Source organism: Bradyrhizobium monzae (assembly GCF_021458635.1).
In the GTDB taxonomy this organism is placed as follows: domain Bacteria; phylum Pseudomonadota; class Alphaproteobacteria; order Rhizobiales; family Xanthobacteraceae; genus Bradyrhizobium.
The window spans coordinates 222,359-241,178 of sequence record NZ_JAIRDQ010000006.1 but is presented as its reverse complement, the minus strand read 5'-3'; the positions used below and the strand labels follow the sequence as shown (position 1 = coordinate 241,178).

Below are 18,820 nucleotides of genomic sequence, written 5' to 3'. Positions count from 1 at the left end.
GACGATAAACAAGAAAATCACAGCGGAGGCGAAGGCGATGAGATCGGCGCACCTGTCTGTTGTTCCTGCGCAAGATGGCGAGGCGCAGCGCGCCCCCGCGGTCGAGCTCCGCGGTGTCGGCAAGGCCTTCTCTTCGCGCAGCGGTCGCGTTGAGGTGCTGAGCGGGCTGAATATCTCGCTTCAAAGCGGCGAGTTTCTCGCAATCGTCGGCCCCAGCGGTTCGGGCAAGTCGACCGTGCTGAATCTGCTTGCCGGCCTTGATCGGCCGAGCGCGGGTGCGGTGACGTGCCAGGGCGCGCCTGTTACGGCCATCAATACCGGGATCGGCTATCTCACCCAGCATGACAGCCTGCTGCCGTGGCGGACGGTCGAGCAGAACGTCGCCGTGCCGCTCGAGCTGCGCAAGATCGATCGCGTGGAGACCGCCGCCCGGGTGCGTGAGCTAATCGTGCAAGTCGGTCTTGATGGTTTCGAGCGGCATTATCCGAGCCAGCTCTCTGGCGGCATGCGCAAGCGCGCCATGCTCGCTCGCACGTTGATCTACGATCCACCCGTGCTGTTGATGGACGAACCGTTTGGGCCGCTCGACGCCCAGCTCAAGCTGGTACTCCAGGCCGAGCTTCTCAAATTGTGGTCAGCACGGCGCAAGACGGTGGTGTTCGTGACCCACGACATCGTCGAGGCGATCACGCTCGCCGATCGCGTCCTGGTGTTCTCGTCGCGTCCCTGCCAGATCAGGCTCGACGAGCCCATCGCTATTCCGCGGCCGCGCGAGGTGCACGAGGTACGCTTCCATCCCGCCTTCGAAGAACATTATCGGCGGCTCTGGGCCGCCCTCGAACCGCCGGTGAGGCGATCATCATGAGCACACAGGCACTGTCCGACACGCGGGCTGAACCGATGCTCGGCCAATCCGGCCGCGTTTGGCTCTACCGCACAATCTTCGTGGTCGCGATGCTCACGGCGTGGCAGGGCGCATCCGGCACGCTGCTCGATCCGTTCTGGGTGAGCAGCCCTGCGGCGGTGCTCAAGACGCTGGTGGAGTGGACCGCGAGCGGGCAGCTCGCTTATCACCTGCTCATCACCTTCAAGGAGACGGCCGTCGGCTTTGTGCTGGGCGCGACCGCTGGCGTTCTGTTCGCCCTGCTGGTCGGTGCAAGCGACATCCTGCATCGCACCGTCGATCCCTTTGTCACGGCGGTGTACGGCGTACCCAAAGTCGCGCTGGCGCCGCTCTTCATTATGTGGTTCGGCATCGGCCTCGCACCGAAGATCGTGCTCGCGGCGATCAGCGTGTTCTTCCTGGTGTTCTTCTCGACCTTGCGTGGCGTGCGCGAAGTCGATCTGAAAATGGTCGATGCGCTGCGGACCATGGGCGCCGGTCGCTTTGCGGTCCAGCGCATGGTGATTTTTCCGTCCGCGCTGCCATGGCTGTTCACGGGGTTGAAGCTCGGGCTGCCCTACGGCTTCGTCGGCGCGGTCGCGGCCGAGATGATGGCCTCCAATGCCGGCATTGGCTACCTCACTCAGAATTCCGCGGGCCAGCTCGACACCGCCGGCGTGTTCGCCGCGCTGTTCGCGCTGATGGTCGTCACCACGCTCCTCAACGAAGCGCTCGGTCGGCTGGAGAGCTGGATCTTTCGCTGGCGCTGAGATGGTCTTGTCAAAACAAGAATAAAGAGAGAACATCATGATCACGCGTCGGACAATGTTGGGTGGTATCGCTGCGGGAGCGCTGACTGGCTCGGTCACGCCAGTCATGTCGCAGGGCGCCGGCAAGCCGGTGACGATCGCGATCGGCGGCTACACCTTCGCCTATCTGCCGCTGCTGGTCGCGACAGCGGCCGGCTTCATGAAGGACGCGGGTCTCGACGTCTCCCTGATCGACACTGGCAGCGGTACCAACAGCATGGCTGCGATCCTCGGCGGCAGCGTCGACGTCGCCGGGCTCGTGATGAGCGACGTGATCCTTGCGGTCGCCAAGGGGCAGAAGATCAACGCCTTCGCGCCGCTGATGTCGCAATATGCGAGCGATGTCGTGATCGCCAAGAAGACGTCCGAGAAGATTGGTCTCGCGCCGGACATGCCGCTGAAGGAGCGCATGGCTCGCATGAAGGGCCTGACGCTTGCGATCTCGGGTCGCGGCAGCGGCACCGACAAGATCTGGCGCTATCTGCTGTCGCTCGGCGGGCTCGATCCTGAGAAGGACGTGAGCCTTACGGTGGTCAAGCTCGACAAGATGTATCTGGCGCTGCGCTCCGGCCAGATCGACGGGTTCAACACCACGGCGCCGGCGAACAACCAGGCGGTCGAGGAGGGGCTCGCGGTATGGGCCGCACGCCCGTCGCACGGCGAGGTGCCCGGCATCGAGAATTTTCTCTATACCGTGCTGTGCGGGCGTCCCGACTTCCTCGAGAAGAATCCGGAGACGGCGGCCTCGCTCGTCCGCGGCATGACCAAGGCATCAGAATTGATCCGCAACGATCCCGACGCAGCCGGGCAGATCCTGCACGATCGCTACTTCCAGCAGACCGATACTGCGCTCATCAAGCACACGGTCTCGGATCAGCGCACGACCGTCTCGGTGCCGCCGACCCTGTCCGAGCAGCAATTCGCGCACAACATGGAGTTCGAACTGAAATTCAGCGATGCCGTGCGCGGTGTGACTTACCGGCAGGCGATCGACCCGCGCTGGCTAGGGGCGTAGTCTTTTCACCTCTCCCCGTGTAGAACGGGGAGAGGGTGGAACTCACGCGAAGCTCACATCCGCACTGTTCTTGATCGCGGCGAAGCGGCTGAGGCAGCGCAGCGCGCTGTCGTGCTCGTCGGTGGTGCCGCCGGCGCAGCAATCTTCCAGCACCGTGCAGGCATAGTCGCGGTCATGCGCCTCGCGCGCGCCGGTATGCACCACGCCGTTGGTCGAGACGCCGCTCAGGAACAGGTCGGTCACGCCATGGGCGCGCAGGATCGGCTCCAGCGAGGTGCCGTAGAACGGGCTCACCCGATGCTTGACGATGTCGAATTCGCCTGCTTCGGGCGTGAGCTCGGGGTGGACTTCGGTGCCCCAGGTGCCGAGCTTGAACATGCCGGCGCCCTTGGCGCGGGAGAAGATCGGCGAATTGGGCGGGCATTCGCGATAATCGGGTGAAAAGCCGACGCGGACATAGCCGATCAGCACGCCAGCTGCGCGCGCCCTGGCGATGACAGCCTTGGTGCGTCCAAGTACGTCACGCTCCTTCATCAGAGGCACGTAGGTCTTGGCTCCGCCGCCATTCTCGTGGACGAGATCGTTCAGCATGTCCATGACGAGCAGCATCGGCTTCATAACGTCTCCTTCGCAGAGTTCCTGTTCTCGGAGCCTTTGGACTTGGGAGCAGTGTCCGCGGGCGCGGGCATTCCACTGCGCAGTTCGGTCCAGCCCGTTTCAATGTGCTGGCGCATTATCAGCATTGCACCGGCTGTATCGCCCTCGATCACATTTTTGAGCAGCTCGTTGTGCTCCTTGGCGGCTCGGACCGCCCGGCCGCCGATGCGGTTGATGACGTCGAATGGATATTGCGCCCAAAGCACCTGTACGAAATGCAATGTCTTCGGCAGTCGGGCGAAATCGTACATGCGGCGGTGGAAGCGGTAGTTGATACCGCGTGCCGCTGTGCTGTCATTGGCGAGGGCGGCTTCCTCGAACTGGCGCGCCAGCTCGCGCAGCTCGGCAATCTCCTCGGCGGTGATGTTGCGTACGGCGCTCTCGACGAGCTGGGTCTCGAGCGTGATCCGCAGCCGGAGTATCTCGCTCGAGGCCTCGACATCGAACGGCGCGACGGTCGCACCGCGATAGGAGTCGCTGGACAGATAACCTTCGGCTACGAGCAGCTTCAGAGCCTCGCGGACCGGCGTGATGCTGATCTTCAGCTCCTGCGCGATCTCGGTCTGCTTCAGCCGGGCGCCGCGCGGCAGCCGCCCCGAGATGATGCCCTCGCGGAGGTAGTCGGCGACCTGCTCCTCTTTCGTCCGATATTCCATTGGATGCCGCTGCCCCCGACCGATTTGCCCACGGCCACCATAGACGGGGGTCACCTAGGGGGATAGAAGTACAACCGATAATGCATAATGCATAATCGAGGTCGCCGTCCAATGTCCAGCTCTTTGTCCCGCTCGTTCCTGTTTGTCCCCGCCGACCGGCCCGAGCGCTTCGACAAGGCGCGGATGTCGGGAGCCCACCGGGTTATCCTCGATCTCGAGGATGCAGTGGCTCCCAGCGATAAGGCCGCTGCGCGTAGCGCCGTCGCCCAATGGACCGGGCGGACGGATGCGATCGTCCGCGTGAACGGCGCGGACACTCCGTTCTTTGTCGCTGATATGGAGATGATCCGACGCGCCGGCGTGACCAGGCTGATGCTGCCGAAGGCGGAGCCCGGTGCTCTCAATCGTGTGGCCGGTCTGTTGGAGAGCCAGTGTGACATCATCGCGCTCATCGAAACTGTGCGGGGATATGTCGAACTGCGCAGCATCGGCAAAAGTGGCCTGATTTCGCAGTTTGCCTTTGGAAATCTAGACTTCGGCATCGATGCCGGCGTCACCGAGACCGCGCAGGAACTCGATCCGGTGCGCCTGCAAATCGTCCTCGAGTCGCGGCTGGCCGGATTGGCACCGCCGATCGATGGGGTGACGACGTCCTGGACGGATCCTGCCGCCTTCGGCGCAGCCGTCGGCCGGACGAAAGCGCTCGGTTTCGGCGCCAAGCTCTGCATCCATCCCGCCCAGGTCAAGCTGGTCAACGAGGCCTTCCTGCCGACCGCAGACGAGCTCGATTGGGCGCGCCGGGTGATGCAGGTTGCCAAGGATCGGCAGGGCGCTGCGGTGGCGCTCGATGGCAAGATGATCGACGCGCCTGTGATCCGCCGCGCCGAGCTGATCTTGGCCGCCACTGTGGAAAACGCTACATAATGCATAATGCATTTTTTCTTGACCCGCCTGGTTCCTCCCGCTAAAGATCGTCAGACAATAAAAACAGATCTCGGGGAGGGCCTATGAAGAGGCGTGACTTTCTCAAGCTATCTGGTGCCGCCGCGCTCGCGTCGGCCTATCCCGGCAGCCCGCTTCTCGCCGACGAACTCGGCGTCGATGCTGCGGCGAAGACCATCACCATCGGCGGGTTCACTCCGATCACGGGACCTGTCCCTTTCTATGCGATCCTGACCCACGCAGCCGACGCGTACTTCAAGAGTGTCAACGAGGCCGGCGGCATCAAGGGCTGGAAGATCAACTATGTGACGCTCGATGATGGCTACGATCCCGCCCGCAGCGTCGCGGCGGTCCGGCGTCTGGTCGAGGACAACCACATCTTCGCCCTCGTCGCCGCGGTAGGCACGGCGACCAATGTCGCCGTCATTCCCTACGCCAAGGAAAACGGCCTTGCGATGATCGGGCCGATCGGCGGCGCCAGCGCCTTCTTCGCCGAGCCGAACATCTTTCCGCTGTTGCCCGACTATGGCTGGTCGGCGGCATCAAATGCCGAGTTCGCCGTCAACGATCTCAAGCTCAAGAAGATCGCGCTATTGTGGGAGAACGACGAGCTTGGCCGCTCCGCCAAGCGCGGCTTCGATCTCTTCATGGAGGCGAACAAGCTGACGCCGGCTGAATCGGTGCCGTTCGAGGTCAAGACCACCGACTTCACGCCGCACATCCGCCGCGTCGCCAACGCGCAGGCCGACGCCGCGATCCTGTTCGGCTCCAACGCCAATCTTGCGGCGGCGCTGAAGGCGGCCGATCGCCAGGGCGTCAAGATGACTTGGTTCGCGCCCTTCTTCACCGCCGATCCCGCCACCTACAAGCTGACCGGTGACCTCCTCAACGGTGTCTACTTCTCGTCCTGGCTGCTGCCGGTCGACAGCGCCGAGCCCGAGATCAAGGCCTATCGCGAAGCCATCAGCAAATACTATCCGAATGATCCCGTCGGCGTGTTCGGCCTCAACGGCTGGAGCAACGCCGCGCTATTCGGCAGCATCTTCGCTGCGCTGATCGACAGCGGCAAGCCGATCACGCGCGCCAATCTGATCGAGGCTGGCAACAGCCTGAGCAACGCCTCGGTCGGTGGTGCGCGCAAGGTGACGTTCACAGGCGTCGATCATCGCGGCACGCGCCAGGAGGCAATTTTGCAGGCGCAGGGCTCCTTCGTCATGGTGCGCGACTTCAAGCCCTATCCGGCCGTGGCCTTCGACGCCAAGCCGGCCTGAGCCGATCCTTCAGCGGGTGATCGCAAGACGCGGTCGCCCGCTGCTCATGTTAATCGCCAACGCCAACAAGAAAACTGAAGAAGAACAAGGAATCTACGACATGGCTGGATCACCCCTGAGTGGGCCCTCGCGTCTCGACGGACAAATCGCCCTCGTCACGGGAGCAGCCGGCGGCATCGGCCGCGCCGTGGTTGCCGCATTCTGTGAAGCCGGCGCCGAAGTCATCGCCACTGATATCGTCGAGGACGGCGGCAAGTTTCCGGCCAAGGCGAGCTATCGCCGCTGCGACGTGACCGATCGGGCCGCGGTCGAGAAGCTGATCGATGCCGAACTGAAGGCGCGCGGCAAGATCGACGTCCTCGTGCTCTGCGCCGGCACCATCGCCAACACGCCGCTCCAGCAGTCGACGGACGAAGAGTGGGAGAAGATCCTCGCCGTCAATCTGATGGGCACGGTCAATCCCGTCCGCAAGCTCTACCCTGTCATGGCCGAGCGCGGCTTCGGCAAGATCGTGGCGCTCGGCTCGATCGCCGCCAAGATTGGCGGCGTCGCGTCGGGGCCGGCCTATGTCGCGGCGAAATCGGCCGTGCATGGCCTGATGAAATGGGTCGCCAAGAACGGCGCGGCCAAAGGCGTCTATGCCAACATCATCGCGCCGGGTCCAGTCGAGACGCCGATGTGGGCGACGGTCACCGATCGCGCTGCGCCGTCTCCGAACGGCAACGTGCCACTGGGGCGGTTCGGCCAGCCCGAGGATATCGCGCAGAGCATTCTCTTCCTCTGCTCGCCGGCGTCGAACTGGATCACCGGGACGGTGCTCGACGTCAACGGCGGCATGCTGATGGATTGATGCGATGAACACAGCAGAGACCCTGGGATTCATCGGCCTCGGCGTCATGGGCGGGCCGATGTGCCGCAATGTCGCCAAGAAGCATGCCGGCCGTGTGCTGATGCTTGATCGCGATCCGGCGGCGACTGCCGCCCTGTCCGATACCAAGGCGGAAGCGGCGAGCTCGCTCGAAACGCTGGCTGCCGCGGCCGACGTGATCTTCCTGTCGCTGCCGGGCGGTCCGCAGGTCGAGGCGGTTTCCGCAGGCATCGCAAGGGCGGCGCGGCCGGGGACGACGATCGTCGATCTCAGCACCACGCCGGTCGCGCTCGCGCGCAGTGTAGCCGAGCGGCTGAAGGTGGACGGCTTCCACTTTGCTGACGCACCGGTGGCGCGCACGCGCGAGGCCGCGCAGCGCGGCGAGCTCAGCATCATGGTCGGCGCTGAAGCTCCGGTGTTCGCGCGGATCGAGCCTCTGCTCGATTATATGGGATCCGACGTCACCCATTGCGGCGAGGTCGGCTGCGGCCAGGTCGTCAAGCTGATCAACAATGCGCTGGTGTTCGAGAACACGCTCGCGCTCGCCGAGATGATGGTGGTGGGCGAGCGCGCCGGCGTGAAGCCCGAGACGCTACTCGGCGCGGTGTCGAAGGGCTCCGGCGACAGCTTCGTGCTGCGCAATCACGGCACCAAGGCGATGCTGCCGCGCAATTTTCCGGAGAAGGCGTTCCCGCCGGAATATGTGCTGAAGGATCTCGATTACGTGCTTCAGCTCGCCGCCGACACCGGCATCCGCCCCGGTGTCGCCGAGCTCGCGCGCCGCTATTACGACGCCGCATGCAAGCACGGTCTGTCGGGCCGCTACTTCCCCGGCGTGATCGAGTTCATTGAGAAGGGCGGCACGCCCGGTGAAGGGCAAGGGTGAGCGTGGCCGGTTTCATCAGGGACGTCCTGCCGCTGCTGTGGTCCGGTCTCATCTCCGGCTGCCTCTATGGCGTCGGCGCGCTCGGTCTCGTCATGGTGTTCAAGAGCTCGCGCGTCGTGAATTTTTCGCACGGCAATCTCGCCTGTCTCGGCGCCTTCGTGGTCTACGGCTTCTCCAGCGGCAGCCTGCTCAGCCTGTCCTGGGGCAGCGCGGTGGCGTTGGCGCTCGGCATTGCCTGCGCGGTCGCGGTGGTGAGCTATGTCCTGATCGCGCCGATCGTCTTCAAGTCCGATCTCGCCTCCACCATCGCGACACTCGGCGTCGGGTTGATCCTGCAAGGCGCCGTGCAGCTCGTGTTCGGCGCCGACATCGTCAATCTCGACCTGCCGGTGCCGCGCCTCAGCTTCAGCCTCGACGCGATCCGCATTTCCTCCTACGATTTGGCCGTCCTCGTCGTCACGCTCGCGATTGTCGGCGGCCTGTTTGTGATCATCGAGCGGACCAAGCTCGGCGTTGCGTTCCGCGCGGTCTCGACCAATCCGTTCGCCTGCGAAGTCTGCGGACTGAACCTGCGCTCGGTGCACCTGTTCTCCTGGCTCGCTGGTGCCGTCCTCGGCCTCGTTGCCGCCCTGCTCATCGTGCCAACGACATTCCTGAGCTCGACGACGGTGCCGTCCTTCATGCTGCAGGCATTCACGGCAGCTGTGGTCGGCGGCTTCTCGAGCCTGCCTGGCGCTGCCGTCGGCGGCATCCTGGTCGGCATCGCCATGAACCTGTTCTCCTTCTATGTCGCGCCGGAGTTCATGAACACGTTCCTGCTCGGCGTAATCCTGCTGACGCTGAACTTCTTCCCCAATGGGCTCTTGGAAAGGGCGATCGGTGGCCGTGTCTGATCTCGCGCAGACGTCCAAGGCCGAATTGTCCGTCCGTGGCGGTCGCGTCGATGCCGCGCGGCTGTCCATGCTGGCCCTCGTCGCGATCCTGCTGCTGGCGCCGCTGCTCGCCGGCGGCTTCCTGCTCTACAGTCTGTCGCTGTGCTTTGCGAACGCGCTGGCCGTGCTCTCGGTCAGCATGCTCGTGCGTTACGGCGGCGAGGTCTCGATCGGGCACAGCTTCTTCGTCGCGCTCGGCGCCTATGCGGTGGCGATCGTCGAGCACCGGCTCGGCCTGTCGATCGTGGTGAGCCTGCCGCTGGCGATCCTGCTCGGCGCCGGCGCCGGCTTCGTCTTTGCATTTCCCTCGCGTCGGCTGTCCGGGATCTATCTTGCGGTCGCGACCATGGCGCTCGCGCTGGCGCTGCCGGAAATCCTGATCGGTTTCGAGAAATTCACCGGCGGTTTCGAAGGGCTCTATATCGCGCAGGACCTGATCCCGGGCATTCCAAAGGCCTTGCAGCGCTACTACGTCGCGCTCGGCGTGCTCGTCATCGTCTGCCTCGCGCTCGCGCATTTCCGCAAATCGGCGCAGGGGCTGGCCCTGCTGATGGCGCAGGCGCAGCCGCGCGCCGCCGAGGCGATGGGGATCACGCGAAGCTGGGCGCGCATCTCGATCTTCACCCTGAGCGCTGCACTTGCCTCGCTTGCCGGCGCGCTGACCGGCTTTGCGTCCTCGACCGTCTCCCCCAACAGTTTTACGTTCTTTAGCGGCGTCTTCCTGCTGGTCGGTTCGGTCGTCAGTCTCAACCGCCTGTCCTTGCCGGCCGCGCTCGTCGGCGGTGCCTTCATCACGCTGGTGCCGACTTATCTTGCGCAGGCCGGTGACTGGGTGCCGATCCTCTATGGCGTCGCGCTCGTCGTGGTGACGCTGGTCGCGAATGCCGGCGATCTCCGCCGCTTCCTGCCGCGCGGGAGAGGGCGATGATGGAAGCGGGTACCAGCGAAGGGCTCGTCGCCGAAGGCATTTCGCTCGCCTTCGGCGGATTGCATGTCCTCAATGACGTCTCGCTGACGCTGCGCCCCGGCGTCATCACCGGCTTGATCGGGCCTAACGGAGCAGGCAAGACCAGCCTTTTCAATTGCCTGACCGGGCTCTACCACGGCCAGCGTGGCCGCAGCAGCTTTGCCGGCACGCTATTGAACGGCCTCGGCCCGGCCCAGCGCGCCGCATGCGGCATCACCCGCAGCTTCCAGAACCTGGCGATGTGCCCGGATCTGTCGCTCCTGGAAAACGTACTCGTCGGCCTCACCTTGAAGCGGCGCTCCGGCTGGTTCAGCGCCTTCGTGCCGACGCCTGCACTGCGGGCCGAGCAGAAAGAGGTAGAGCGCCGCGCCATGGCGGCGCTAAGCGAGCTCGGCATTGCCTCTGCCGCCCACGACAAGCCATCCGATCTGCCGCCGGGAACGTTACGTCTCGCCGAGATCGCGCGCGCGATTGTCTGCGAGCCCCGCGCGATCCTGCTCGACGAGCCGGCCGCCGGTCTCAACGCAGTCGAGACGCGTGACTTGATGCGCGCCTTGAAGCGGCTGATGCGGCCCGATCTCGTGCTGCTCGTCGTCGAGCACGACATGGACCTGATCATGGAGCTGTGTGAGCAGATCTACGTGCTCAATTTCGGCCAGATGATCGCGAGCGGCACGCCCGCTGAGATCCGCGCGCATCCGGACGTGATCCGGGTCTATCTCGGAGACGATGCCGATGACTGAGTTGTTGTCCGTGCGCGGTCTCTGCGTCAGCTATGGTGCCGCGCCTGCAGTCGAGAATGTCGACCTCTCCGTGCCGGAGCGAGGCGTCGTCGCCTTGCTGGGCGCGAACGGCGCGGGCAAATCGTCGGTGCTTAAGGCCATTGCCGGCCTGGTGCCGGCGCAAGGCGAGTTGCGCTTTGCCGGCGAGGACATCGGCGCGCTCGCGGCGCGGCAGCGCGTCCGGCGCGGCATCGTCTATGTCCCCGAGGGCCGCCAGATCGTCGGCTCGCTCACGGTGGCCGAAAATCTCCTGCTCGGCGGCTTCTTCCTCGATGCGCGGACGCAGCGACAGCGGCGCGACCTGATGCTGGAATTATTCCCGGAGATCGCCAACCGCCTGACATCGCCGGCCTGGATGCTGAGCGGCGGCGAGCAGCAGATGTTGGCGATCGGGCGCGGCCTGATGAGCGCGCCGCGCCTGTTGCTGCTGGACGAGCCGTCGCTTGGCCTCGCGCCGCTTTTGATCCGCCGCGTGTTCGAGCGCCTCGTCACCATCAAGCAGGACACCGGGCTTGCCATCATGCTGGTCGAGCAGAATTTCCGCATGACCATGAAGGTGGCCGACCAGCTCTATTTCGTCCGCAACGGCAGGATCGTCGGCCATCGTAGCGCGGCGGATCTTGCGACTGCGGCCAGCCAGGCCGAAATCGTGGACGCCTATCTCGGCGCAGGCCAGCCGGAACCGGCATGAGGGAGTGACGACATGCGCCTCGAAGGCAGGGAGATCGCGAACGGACTGGCCTTTCCCGAAGGGCCGATTGCGCTCGCCGACGGCAGCGTGATCGTCGTCGAGATCGAGGGCGGCCGGCTCACGCGCGTGCTGCTGTCAGGCAAGAAAGAAATGATCGCGCATCTCGGCGGCGGCCCGAACGGTGCGGCGATCGGGCCGGACGGCAAATGCTATGTTTGCAACAATGGCGGCTTCTCCTGGCGCAAGGACAGCAGCAACTTCGTCCGTCCGACCGGGCGTGCCGAGGACTACACCACCGGCCGCATCGAGCAGGTCGACCTCGATACCGGTGCCGTCAAAACCCTCTATGACAGTTGCGGCGGCGTTCATCTGAAGGGGCCGAACGACATCGTGTTCGACACAAAGGGCGGCTTCTGGTTCACCGACCTCGGCAAGACCTATGGTCGCCTGATGGACCGCGGTGCGGTCTACTACGCGCGCACCGACGGCTCGATGATCCGGGAAGCGATCTTCCCGATCATGACGCCGAACGGTGTCGGGCTGTCGCCGGATGGGCGTACGCTCTACGTCACAGAAACCGAAACCAGCCGGATCTGGAGCTATCCGATCATCGGCGAAGGCGAGGTCGCGAAGGAGCCCTGGCCGTCGCCGAATGGTGGCCGGCTACTGCACGGCCTACCGGGCTATCAGCGTTTCGACTCGCTGGCTGTGGAGGCGGGCGGCAACATCTGCGTTGCGACGCTCGTGCGGGGCGGCATCAGCGTGTTTGCGCCGGATGGACATCTCGTGGAATTCCGCGAAGCCGACGAGGTCTATTGCACCAACATCTGCTTCGGCGGCGCGGACATGCGCACCGCCTTCATCACGCTCTCCGGCACCGGGCGGCTGGTTGCGGTCGACTGGCCGAGGTCCGGTCTTGCCCTCAACGACCCTCGCACCGCACGTCGGTAGAGTTCGACCCCACTGACAAACCTCCCACCCCCGTGTACCGTGGCAAAAGGATTCATCGCGGACGAGGGGGATTGGCGGTTCGTGACAGCCGGCAGCGGAACAGGCAAGGCGGCGCCGATCATCGGCTCCAAGGAGCGGCGGCGCAAGGAATCGGACCGACGCATGCTTCGGGCGGCGGTGGCGCTGATCGGCAAGCATGGCACGGCCGGCGCGAGCCTGGCTGATATCGGCATCGAAGCCGGTTACAGCCGGGGCCTTCCGGTTCAGCGCTTCGGCACCAAGCTGAGGCTGCTGGAGACCGTGATCGACACGATCCAGGACCGCTTCATGCGCCAGGTCGAGCGGCGGATCGACGGCCGCACCGGTTGCGAGGCCCTTGCCGAGCGGATCCGGATCCAGATGGAGGCCGTTCGCGACATGCCGGACTCGGCGATCGCGCTCTACCATCTCATCGTGGATTCCACCGGCACAGTGCCGGAATTGAAGCCGCGCATCGCCGAGCTGCACGCCGTCTACCGCGATAATCTGCGCGCCTATCTGCTGCAGGCGCGCAAGCTGGGCGAACTGCGCAATGACGTCGACATCGAGCAGAACGTGCGTGCGATCTCCGGTGCGATCAGTGGCATCTGCATCCAGGCGCTGGTGTCCGGCGATACCAGGAAGCTCGGCGAGGATGCCGAGTTTGTCGCCGCCCTCTTCATCGATCGCATAATGGAGCCCGGCTCTGCGAAAGCCGGGGCGAGAGTGGGCCGGGGCGCCAAGGCCAAGGCCAGGTCCATGCCGCGGCGAGCAGCGCGCTAGAGCTGAACTTCCTCTGTTTCAGAGACGTGTCGGGTCCGGGTGCCTCGAGGAGGATGCGGCGCAGGGCCGCGTCGGGAAGGATGAATCAGCTCGATTAGTTGCTAGTCAGCAAACAACTAACGTGATAGCTAACCGGCCAACAACTGAAAACATGCGGCTCGGAGGCAGGCGTGGCGACGAGGACAGGCATTTTTGCAGCCGGGATATTGCTGGCATTGGGCTTCCAGGCCTCCGCTGCAGACAAGAAATACGGTCCCGGGGTGACCGACAGCGAGATCAAGATCGGCAATACCGCGGCCTATAGCGGGCCGGCTTCAGGGTTTGGTCTGATCGCCAAGACGGGCGAGGCCTATTTCCGAAAGATCAACGAGGAGGGCGGCATCAACGGCCGGAAGATCGTCTTCCTGTCCTACGACGATGCCTATTCGCCGCCGAAGACGGTCGAGCAGACCCGCAAGCTCGTCGAGGGCGACGAGGTGCTGTTCATGTTCAATGCGGTCGGAACGCCGACCAACTCCGCCGTGCAGAAGTACCTGAATGCCAAGAAGGTGCCGCAGCTGTTCGTCTCCAGCGCGGCCCAGAAGTGGAACGATCCGAAGAATTTTCCCTGGAGCATGGGCTTTGCGCCCTCGCTCGAAACCGAGGGAAAGGCCTACGCCAAATACGTCCTGACCGAGAAGCCGAACGCGAAGATCGCGATCTTCTATCAGAACGACGATTTCGGGAAGGACTATCTCAAGGGCATCAAGGCCGGCCTTGGCGACAAGGCCGCGGCGATGATCGTCGCCGAGGAATCCTTCGACGTCACCGAGCCGAGCATCGACTCGCATATCGTCAAGCTGAAGGCGACCGGCGCCGATGTGTTCTTCAACATGGCAACGCCGAAATTCGCGGCGCAGGCGATCAAGAAGATCAACGAGTTGAACTGGAAGCCGCTTCAGCTCCTGAGCTTCGCGTCGGCCTCGATCGGCAGTGTGATCAAGCCGGTCGGGTTCGAGAACACGCAAGGCATCGTCTCGGCGACCTATTTCAAGGATCCGAACGACGCGAAATGGAAGGACGATGCGGACTTCAGGGCGCTCAACGCCTTCCTCGAAAAATACATGCCGGAGGCCAATCACGCCGATACGCTGATTATCAATGGCTACAATCCGGCGCTGCTGCTGGTGCAGGTCCTGAAGCAGTGCGGCGACGATCTCACGCGCGAGAACGTCATGAAGCAGGCTGCGAGCCTGAAAGATGTCGAGGTTGGAACGCTGCTGCCGGGGATCAAGGTCTCGACGTCGCCGACCGACTATGCGCCGATCAAGCAATGGCAGCTGATGCGTTTCGAGGGCAGCAACTGGCAGCTGTTCGGCAGTCTCGTCGGCGGTGATTGATCTCGGTCGGTGGGCGATAAGGAAGCAGCCATGTTCTCGTTGACGAGCAAAGTCGCGGTCGTGACCGGCGGCGGACGCGGCATCGGCAAGGGCATCAGCCTTGCGCTGGCGCAGGCGGGGGCGACCGTGATCTGTACGGGGCGTAGCGCAGCGCCGCTGGAAACGACCGCGGCGACGATCTGCGCGCAGGGCGGTCACGCGATGGTTCTCGTCAACGACATCGCGCAGCCCGGCGCAGCGCAGGCCATCGTCGACCGGGCGCTGTCGGAGTTCGGAAGGCTCGATGTCTGGGTCAACAACGCCGGAAGCGCCGCGCGCGAGGACGTTGGTCCGCTGATCGACCTCGATGAAGGTCAGTGGGACAGGGTTGTCGATCTCAATTTCAAATGGACGTTTTTCGCGGCCCAGGCCGCGGCGCGGGCCATGACGGCTGGCGGCGCGATCATCAACATCACCTCGCGCTCGGGCTCGCAGCCCAATCCGATGACGGGGCAATACGGCGCGGCGAAAGCCGGCGTCGACAACCTCACGGGAACCATGGCGGTGGAATGGGGCCACCTCGGCATCCGCGTCAATGCCATCGCGCCGGGCCTCGTGCTGACCGAGGACAATGCAGAATTCATGTCCGGACCGCGGGCGCAGAAGCAGGTCGACGTCGTCCCGCTCGGCCGGCTCGGCACCCCCGACGATATCGGTCCGCTCTGTGTCTATCTCGCCTCCGACGAGGCCGCCTGGATCTCTGGCGTCGTCATCCAGGCCAATGGCGCCAGCCGGATTCCGTTCGGCTATCTCGCCTATCTGCACAAGATCGCGAAGACGAAGCAGGGCGCGTCGGCGACATGACGTCATCGGAACGCAGACCTGAGAGGCGAACATGAACTTCGAATGGAGTGCACGCGATCAGGCGTTCCGCGACGAGATCAGGTCGTTCCTGGAGCGCGAACTGCCGCCGGACTGGGAGCAGATCGCGCGTCACGGACCCGGCTCGAGGCAGCAGACCGAATTCTCCCGCATTTTCTGTGCGAGGCTCGCCGAAGCGGGGCTGCTGGTACCGCATTGGCCGAAGGAGCATGGCGGCCGCGGCAGCTCGGTGTGGGAGCACTTCATCCTCGGCGAGGAAATGTGGGCGGTCGGCGAGCCGCGCGGCCCGCAATATATGAACGTCAATTGGATCGGCCCGACCATCCTCCGCTTCGGCACGGACGAGCAGAAGGCGCGTTACATCCCGGAGATCGCGGCCGGCAACGCCGTTTGGTGCCAGGGCTTCTCCGAGCCGTCGGCTGGCTCCGATCTCGCCTCGTTGCGAAGCCGCGCCGATCGCGATGGCGATCACTTCGTCATCAACGGCTCCAAGGTCTGGACCTCCTATGCCGGTCTTGCCCAGCACTGCTTCCTGTTGGCGCGCACCGGTGGCAGCCGCAAGGAAGGCATCTGCATCTTCCTGATCCCGATGCAGACGCCGGGCATCACGGTGCGGCCGATACCGGCGCTCGTCGGCAACGGTGATCTGCACGAGGTGTTCTTCCAGGATGCCCGCGTTCCCGTATCCAGCATGCTGGGTGAGGAGGGCAAGGCTTGGTCGCTGATCACCTACGCACTCGCCAATGAGCGCATCGGTCTTCCTCGCTATCAGCTGTCCATTCGCGTACTCGGCGAGATGGTGCAGCATCTCAAGGCCAACGGCGTGTGGAGCGACGATATCGTCAGGTTCAGGGCAGGGCAGGCGCTTGCGGCTTGCGAGGCTGCGCGCGCACTGGTCTATCGCGTCGTCGACCAGCGCTCGCGCGGCCTGCCGCCGAATGCGGAATCGTCGCTGGCCCGTGTCGCGATCGTCGAGGCCGACCATGCCGTCGCCAACTTCGCGCTCGATTTCCTCCCCGAGGCGTTTTCGAACGACGTCCTGCCATTGCTCAAGCCGCATCATGAGCGCGCGATCGCGGCCGGCATCGCCTCGGGCGCGACCGAGATCCAGCTCGGGATCGTCGCCACGGACTATATGAACCTGCCGAGGAGCCAGGGCGCATGTTTCTCGATATCAGCGACGATCAGGATGCACTGCTGACGACGGTAAGCTCGGTGCTCGCGCGCGCCAGACATCGTCTCGTGCTTGGGGGCAGCAAGGCGTCCTTCGATCTCGAACTCGATGCGGATCTGGAAAAATCCGGCGTGCTCGATGCCGCGTCCTATCCGGAGTACAGTGCGTCGACTGCAGCCCTCATCGTGCACGAGGTCTGCCGCAGCGCGTCCATCACGGAAGTCGCGGCATCGGCCGTGATCCGTCCAATGATCTGTCCCGATGCGCCGCGGCCACTCGCCGTGTTGACGGGGGATCCCGCTCAGGCGGTGCGTTTCCTGCCGGTCGCGCGCAGCGTGCTGGTGCTGTCGCATGCAGGCGCCTCGTGGTTTGCGATTTCGGCGGACGATGTCGAGCCTGTCGACGCCTATTTTGCCTATCCGATCGGACGCCTGCGCGATCCCGAGCGTTGCCTCGCGCGCGCGCGCCCTGTCGCCGCTCCGGAGCTGGCGCGCCGTCTCACCCAACTCGCCGTGGCGGCGGAGATCACCGGTGTGCTTCAGGGCGGTCTCGACAGCGTCGCGGCGCACGTGACCGACCGGCGCCAGTTCGGTCGGCCACTTGGGACGTTTCAAACCGTGCAGCACAGGCTCGCCGCCTGTAGCTCGCGGATTGCCGCAGCCAAATGGCTGGCATTCAAGGCCGGCGGTGCCAACGCGACGCATGCGGATGTCGCGACCGCTCTCGCCAGCGCGCAGACCATCGTCGATCCCGTGGTCTACGATCTGCATCAATTCCTTGGCGCCATGGGACTGACGCTCGAGCATCCGCTCTATCGCTGGACGTATCGTGCCAAGCTGCTGAAGTCCGAATTCGGCGGTGCCTCGCGTAGCAATCGGGAGCTGGCAGAGCTCACTTGGGGCGAACCGGCCCAGGCGTGACGCCGCTGTGCCGCGTTGAATCCCGAGACCACCCTTGCGTCCCGGTCGTGGAAACTGGGCCTGTCATCGGAAGGGACGGCCCTCGGTGCCTGTGATGCATCACACGGACCGATGGGTGCCATCAGGAAAATGCCCAATCGGCCCGGAAGGCCTTGTGCTAACAAAATTCAATCGCGGTTCGACGGTGGCCAGAAGTCTTGTCGCAGCGCGAAACCAGGGGCGAATACGTCCCGGCACTACAAAAGCACAACATCGACCTTAGGGATGGAAATGGAACGAGATGTCCTGTTGCCGGGAGATGGCGCCAGATCCTGTCTGCCGTCTGCCGCGATCGCAAATGCGCTGCACGGCGTTGATCGGATTGCGGGGGGCCGAACGCTGCGAAATTGCCTGGCGAATTTTGCCGTAGCTGGCCTGGCGCTATGCGTGCTCGGGATGCAGGCTTCCCCCGCTTCAGCCGGCCAGACCTGGAACGCCTACACCTATAACTCGGTCGGCACGGTCACGGCGGCGAAGGGCCTGGTCGAGCTGTTCGACGAGATCGGTAGGCGGACCAATGGCGAGCTGACGGTCAAGCTCCACTTGGGCGGTACGTTGCAGATCAAGGCGACGGATATCACGCAGGCTGTCGCCGACAACATAGTCCAACTGGGCGACGATGCCTTCTTTCTCGGCAGCGTGCCCATCGGGGCTGTCGTGCGCCTGCCAATGCTGGTCCACAGTCCGGCGGAGTATGAAAAGGTAGCAGCGATCGCAGCGCCTGCGCTGAGCGAAGCCTATGCCAAGCGCGGCATCGTCGTGGTCGGTGAATACGTATTTCCCGAGCAGGTGATCTGGTCGCGGAAGGAACTGAAGTCACTCAGGGATATCCAAGGCCAGAAGATCAGGGTGATCTCGCCCGACCAGGCCGAGTTCATCAAGAGAATGGGCGGATCTCCGGTGACGCTGGGAACAGCCGAGGTGCCTGCTGCGCTTGATCGCGGTGTTGTCGACGGTGCGATCACGGCGAGCTCGGGCTATGGCTATGTCTGGCGCGACCTCTTCAAATACAATTACCGGCTGAACCTCGGCTATGTCTCTTCGCTGCTGCTTGCGAACAAGCGCGCCTGGGACAGGCTGTCGCCGTCCGTGCAGGCGACCGTGAAGGAAACGATCCGCGAGGTCACCGACAAGACGACGAAGGCCATGGCGGCAGAAGACCAGGAGCTCACGCAGAAGCTGGCTGCGCAGATGACCGCCACCACGCCCTCTGCTGCGGATGTCGAGGACGCGCAACAACGCATCAGCTCCTACTATGACGACTGGGCGAAAAGCCAGGGACCTGATGCCGCCGAGCTGCTGGGCAAGGTTCGCAAGGCGCTGGAGCGCTGAGGGC

The 18,820-nt window shown here is 64.3% G+C and carries 20 protein-coding genes; 18 read left to right on the top strand and 2 right to left on the bottom strand.

What is annotated here, in order from left to right; translation table 11 throughout:
* Positions 1-37: 37 nt before the first annotated feature.
* The 3 genes from K3F49_RS22970 to K3F49_RS22960 are packed head-to-tail and all read left to right on the top strand — an operon-like array spanning position 38 to position 2,707.
* Complete coding sequence (locus tag K3F49_RS22970) at positions 38-865, top strand: ABC transporter ATP-binding protein (RefSeq protein ID WP_234683224.1); 828 nt, start codon at positions 38-40, stop codon at positions 863-865.
* Positions 862-1,653: an ABC transporter permease gene (locus K3F49_RS22965; RefSeq protein ID WP_234683223.1), complete on the top strand. Its 792-nt coding sequence runs from the start codon at positions 862-864 to the stop codon at positions 1,651-1,653. The genes K3F49_RS22970 and K3F49_RS22965 overlap by 4 nt, the downstream gene beginning before the upstream one ends.
* 37 nt (positions 1,654-1,690) lie before the next feature.
* On the top strand, positions 1,691-2,707 hold the full coding sequence (locus tag K3F49_RS22960) for an ABC transporter substrate-binding protein (RefSeq protein WP_234683222.1): 1,017 nt from the start codon (positions 1,691-1,693) through the stop codon (positions 2,705-2,707).
* Positions 2,708-2,749: 42 nt separating this feature from the next.
* Here K3F49_RS22960 and K3F49_RS22955 read toward each other — a convergent pair whose 3' ends face one another.
* Together K3F49_RS22955 and K3F49_RS22950 are read right to left on the bottom strand one after the other, a co-directional pair.
* Entirely contained in the window at positions 2,750-3,325 is a 576-nt protein-coding gene (locus K3F49_RS22955; RefSeq protein ID WP_234683221.1) for a cysteine hydrolase family protein, read from the bottom strand.
* Positions 3,322-4,020 carry a GntR family transcriptional regulator gene (locus K3F49_RS22950; protein ID WP_234683220.1) on the bottom strand — a complete coding sequence of 233 codons (699 nt, stop codon included), beginning with the start codon at positions 4,018-4,020 and terminating at the stop codon, positions 3,322-3,324. The genes K3F49_RS22955 and K3F49_RS22950 overlap by 4 nt, the downstream gene beginning before the upstream one ends.
* A gap of 87 nt (positions 4,021-4,107) precedes the next feature.
* On the opposite strand from K3F49_RS22950, the gene K3F49_RS22945 reads away from it, so the two are divergent.
* The 15 genes from K3F49_RS22945 to dctP all read left to right on the top strand — a co-directional run bounded on the left by K3F49_RS22945 (position 4,108) and on the right by dctP (position 18,816).
* On the top strand, positions 4,108-4,944 hold the full coding sequence (locus tag K3F49_RS22945) for an HpcH/HpaI aldolase/citrate lyase family protein (protein WP_346657340.1): 837 nt from the start codon (positions 4,108-4,110) through the stop codon (positions 4,942-4,944).
* 83 nt (positions 4,945-5,027) lie between these two features.
* On the top strand, positions 5,028-6,233 hold the full coding sequence (locus K3F49_RS22940; RefSeq protein ID WP_234683219.1) for an ABC transporter substrate-binding protein: 1,206 nt from the start codon (positions 5,028-5,030) through the stop codon (positions 6,231-6,233).
* 100 nt (positions 6,234-6,333) lie between these two features.
* Positions 6,334-7,083, top strand: coding sequence for an SDR family NAD(P)-dependent oxidoreductase (locus K3F49_RS22935; protein WP_234683218.1), 750 nt, complete (start codon positions 6,334-6,336; stop codon positions 7,081-7,083).
* A gap of 4 nt (positions 7,084-7,087) precedes the next feature.
* A complete protein-coding gene (locus K3F49_RS22930; protein ID WP_234683217.1) occupies positions 7,088-7,987 on the top strand; it encodes an NAD(P)-dependent oxidoreductase in 900 nt (299 codons plus the stop codon).
* Positions 7,984-8,880 (top strand): branched-chain amino acid ABC transporter permease, encoded by an 897-nt coding sequence (locus tag K3F49_RS22925; RefSeq protein WP_234683216.1) that lies wholly within the window; start codon positions 7,984-7,986, stop codon positions 8,878-8,880. Before K3F49_RS22930 ends, K3F49_RS22925 begins: the two co-directional genes overlap by 4 nt.
* Complete coding sequence (locus tag K3F49_RS22920) at positions 8,867-9,847, top strand: branched-chain amino acid ABC transporter permease (protein ID WP_234683215.1); 981 nt, start codon at positions 8,867-8,869, stop codon at positions 9,845-9,847. Before K3F49_RS22925 ends, K3F49_RS22920 begins: the two co-directional genes overlap by 14 nt.
* Positions 9,844-10,629 carry an ABC transporter ATP-binding protein gene (locus K3F49_RS22915; protein ID WP_234683214.1) on the top strand — a complete coding sequence of 262 codons (786 nt, stop codon included), beginning with the start codon at positions 9,844-9,846 and terminating at the stop codon, positions 10,627-10,629. Before K3F49_RS22920 ends, K3F49_RS22915 begins: the two co-directional genes overlap by 4 nt.
* Positions 10,622-11,359: an ABC transporter ATP-binding protein gene (locus tag K3F49_RS22910; RefSeq protein ID WP_234683213.1), complete on the top strand. Its 738-nt coding sequence runs from the start codon at positions 10,622-10,624 to the stop codon at positions 11,357-11,359. Before K3F49_RS22915 ends, K3F49_RS22910 begins: the two co-directional genes overlap by 8 nt.
* A gap of 12 nt (positions 11,360-11,371) precedes the next feature.
* Entirely contained in the window at positions 11,372-12,310 is a 939-nt protein-coding gene (locus K3F49_RS22905; RefSeq protein WP_234683212.1) for an SMP-30/gluconolactonase/LRE family protein, read from the top strand.
* An 81-nt stretch (positions 12,311-12,391) separates the two neighbouring features.
* On the top strand, positions 12,392-13,111 hold the full coding sequence (locus K3F49_RS22900; RefSeq protein WP_234683211.1) for a TetR/AcrR family transcriptional regulator: 720 nt from the start codon (positions 12,392-12,394) through the stop codon (positions 13,109-13,111).
* Between the two features lie 170 nt (positions 13,112-13,281).
* Entirely contained in the window at positions 13,282-14,490 is a 1,209-nt protein-coding gene (locus K3F49_RS22895) for an ABC transporter substrate-binding protein (RefSeq protein WP_234683210.1), read from the top strand.
* Positions 14,491-14,520: 30 nt separating this feature from the next.
* Entirely contained in the window at positions 14,521-15,333 is an 813-nt protein-coding gene (locus K3F49_RS22890) for an SDR family NAD(P)-dependent oxidoreductase (RefSeq protein ID WP_234683209.1), read from the top strand.
* 31 nt (positions 15,334-15,364) lie between these two features.
* Complete coding sequence (locus K3F49_RS22885; RefSeq protein WP_234683208.1) at positions 15,365-16,552, top strand: acyl-CoA dehydrogenase family protein; 1,188 nt, start codon at positions 15,365-15,367, stop codon at positions 16,550-16,552.
* Positions 16,513-17,445, top strand: coding sequence for an acyl-CoA dehydrogenase family protein (locus K3F49_RS22880; RefSeq protein WP_234683207.1), 933 nt, complete (start codon positions 16,513-16,515; stop codon positions 17,443-17,445). The genes K3F49_RS22885 and K3F49_RS22880 overlap by 40 nt, the downstream gene beginning before the upstream one ends.
* Positions 17,446-17,880: 435 nt before the next feature.
* Positions 17,881-18,816, top strand: a complete 936-nt coding sequence (gene dctP / locus K3F49_RS22875; RefSeq protein ID WP_234683206.1) for a TRAP transporter substrate-binding protein DctP — start codon at positions 17,881-17,883, stop codon at positions 18,814-18,816.
* Positions 18,817-18,820 lie beyond the last annotated feature (4 nt).

Excerpts from the sequence above, each read along its gene's own strand:
- K3F49_RS22915 (WP_234683214.1), top strand. The coding sequence starts at position 9,844 with ATGATGGAAGCGGGTACCAGCGAAGGGCTCGTCGCCGAAGGCATTTCG.
- K3F49_RS22930 (WP_234683217.1), top strand. The coding sequence starts at position 7,088 with ATGAACACAGCAGAGACCCTGGGATTCATCGGCCTCGGCGTCATGGGC.
- K3F49_RS22910 (WP_234683213.1), top strand. The coding sequence starts at position 10,622 with ATGACTGAGTTGTTGTCCGTGCGCGGTCTCTGCGTCAGCTATGGTGCC.
- K3F49_RS22905 (WP_234683212.1), top strand. The coding sequence starts at position 11,372 with ATGCGCCTCGAAGGCAGGGAGATCGCGAACGGACTGGCCTTTCCCGAA.
- K3F49_RS22955 (WP_234683221.1), bottom strand. The coding sequence starts at position 3,325 with ATGAAGCCGATGCTGCTCGTCATGGACATGCTGAACGATCTCGTCCAC.
- dctP (WP_234683206.1), top strand. The coding sequence starts at position 17,881 with ATGCAGGCTTCCCCCGCTTCAGCCGGCCAGACCTGGAACGCCTACACC.
- K3F49_RS22890 (WP_234683209.1), top strand. The coding sequence starts at position 14,521 with ATGTTCTCGTTGACGAGCAAAGTCGCGGTCGTGACCGGCGGCGGACGC.
- K3F49_RS22965 (WP_234683223.1), top strand. The coding sequence starts at position 862 with ATGAGCACACAGGCACTGTCCGACACGCGGGCTGAACCGATGCTCGGC.
- K3F49_RS22960 (WP_234683222.1), top strand. The coding sequence starts at position 1,691 with ATGATCACGCGTCGGACAATGTTGGGTGGTATCGCTGCGGGAGCGCTG.
- K3F49_RS22950 (WP_234683220.1), bottom strand. The coding sequence starts at position 4,020 with ATGGAATATCGGACGAAAGAGGAGCAGGTCGCCGACTACCTCCGCGAG.
- K3F49_RS22935 (WP_234683218.1), top strand. The coding sequence starts at position 6,334 with ATGGCTGGATCACCCCTGAGTGGGCCCTCGCGTCTCGACGGACAAATC.
- K3F49_RS22970 (WP_234683224.1), top strand. The coding sequence starts at position 38 with ATGAGATCGGCGCACCTGTCTGTTGTTCCTGCGCAAGATGGCGAGGCG.
- K3F49_RS22880 (WP_234683207.1), top strand. The coding sequence starts at position 16,513 with ATGTTTCTCGATATCAGCGACGATCAGGATGCACTGCTGACGACGGTA.
- K3F49_RS22945 (WP_346657340.1), top strand. The coding sequence starts at position 4,108 with ATGCATAATCGAGGTCGCCGTCCAATGTCCAGCTCTTTGTCCCGCTCG.
- K3F49_RS22885 (WP_234683208.1), top strand. The coding sequence starts at position 15,365 with ATGAACTTCGAATGGAGTGCACGCGATCAGGCGTTCCGCGACGAGATC.
- K3F49_RS22940 (WP_234683219.1), top strand. The coding sequence starts at position 5,028 with ATGAAGAGGCGTGACTTTCTCAAGCTATCTGGTGCCGCCGCGCTCGCG.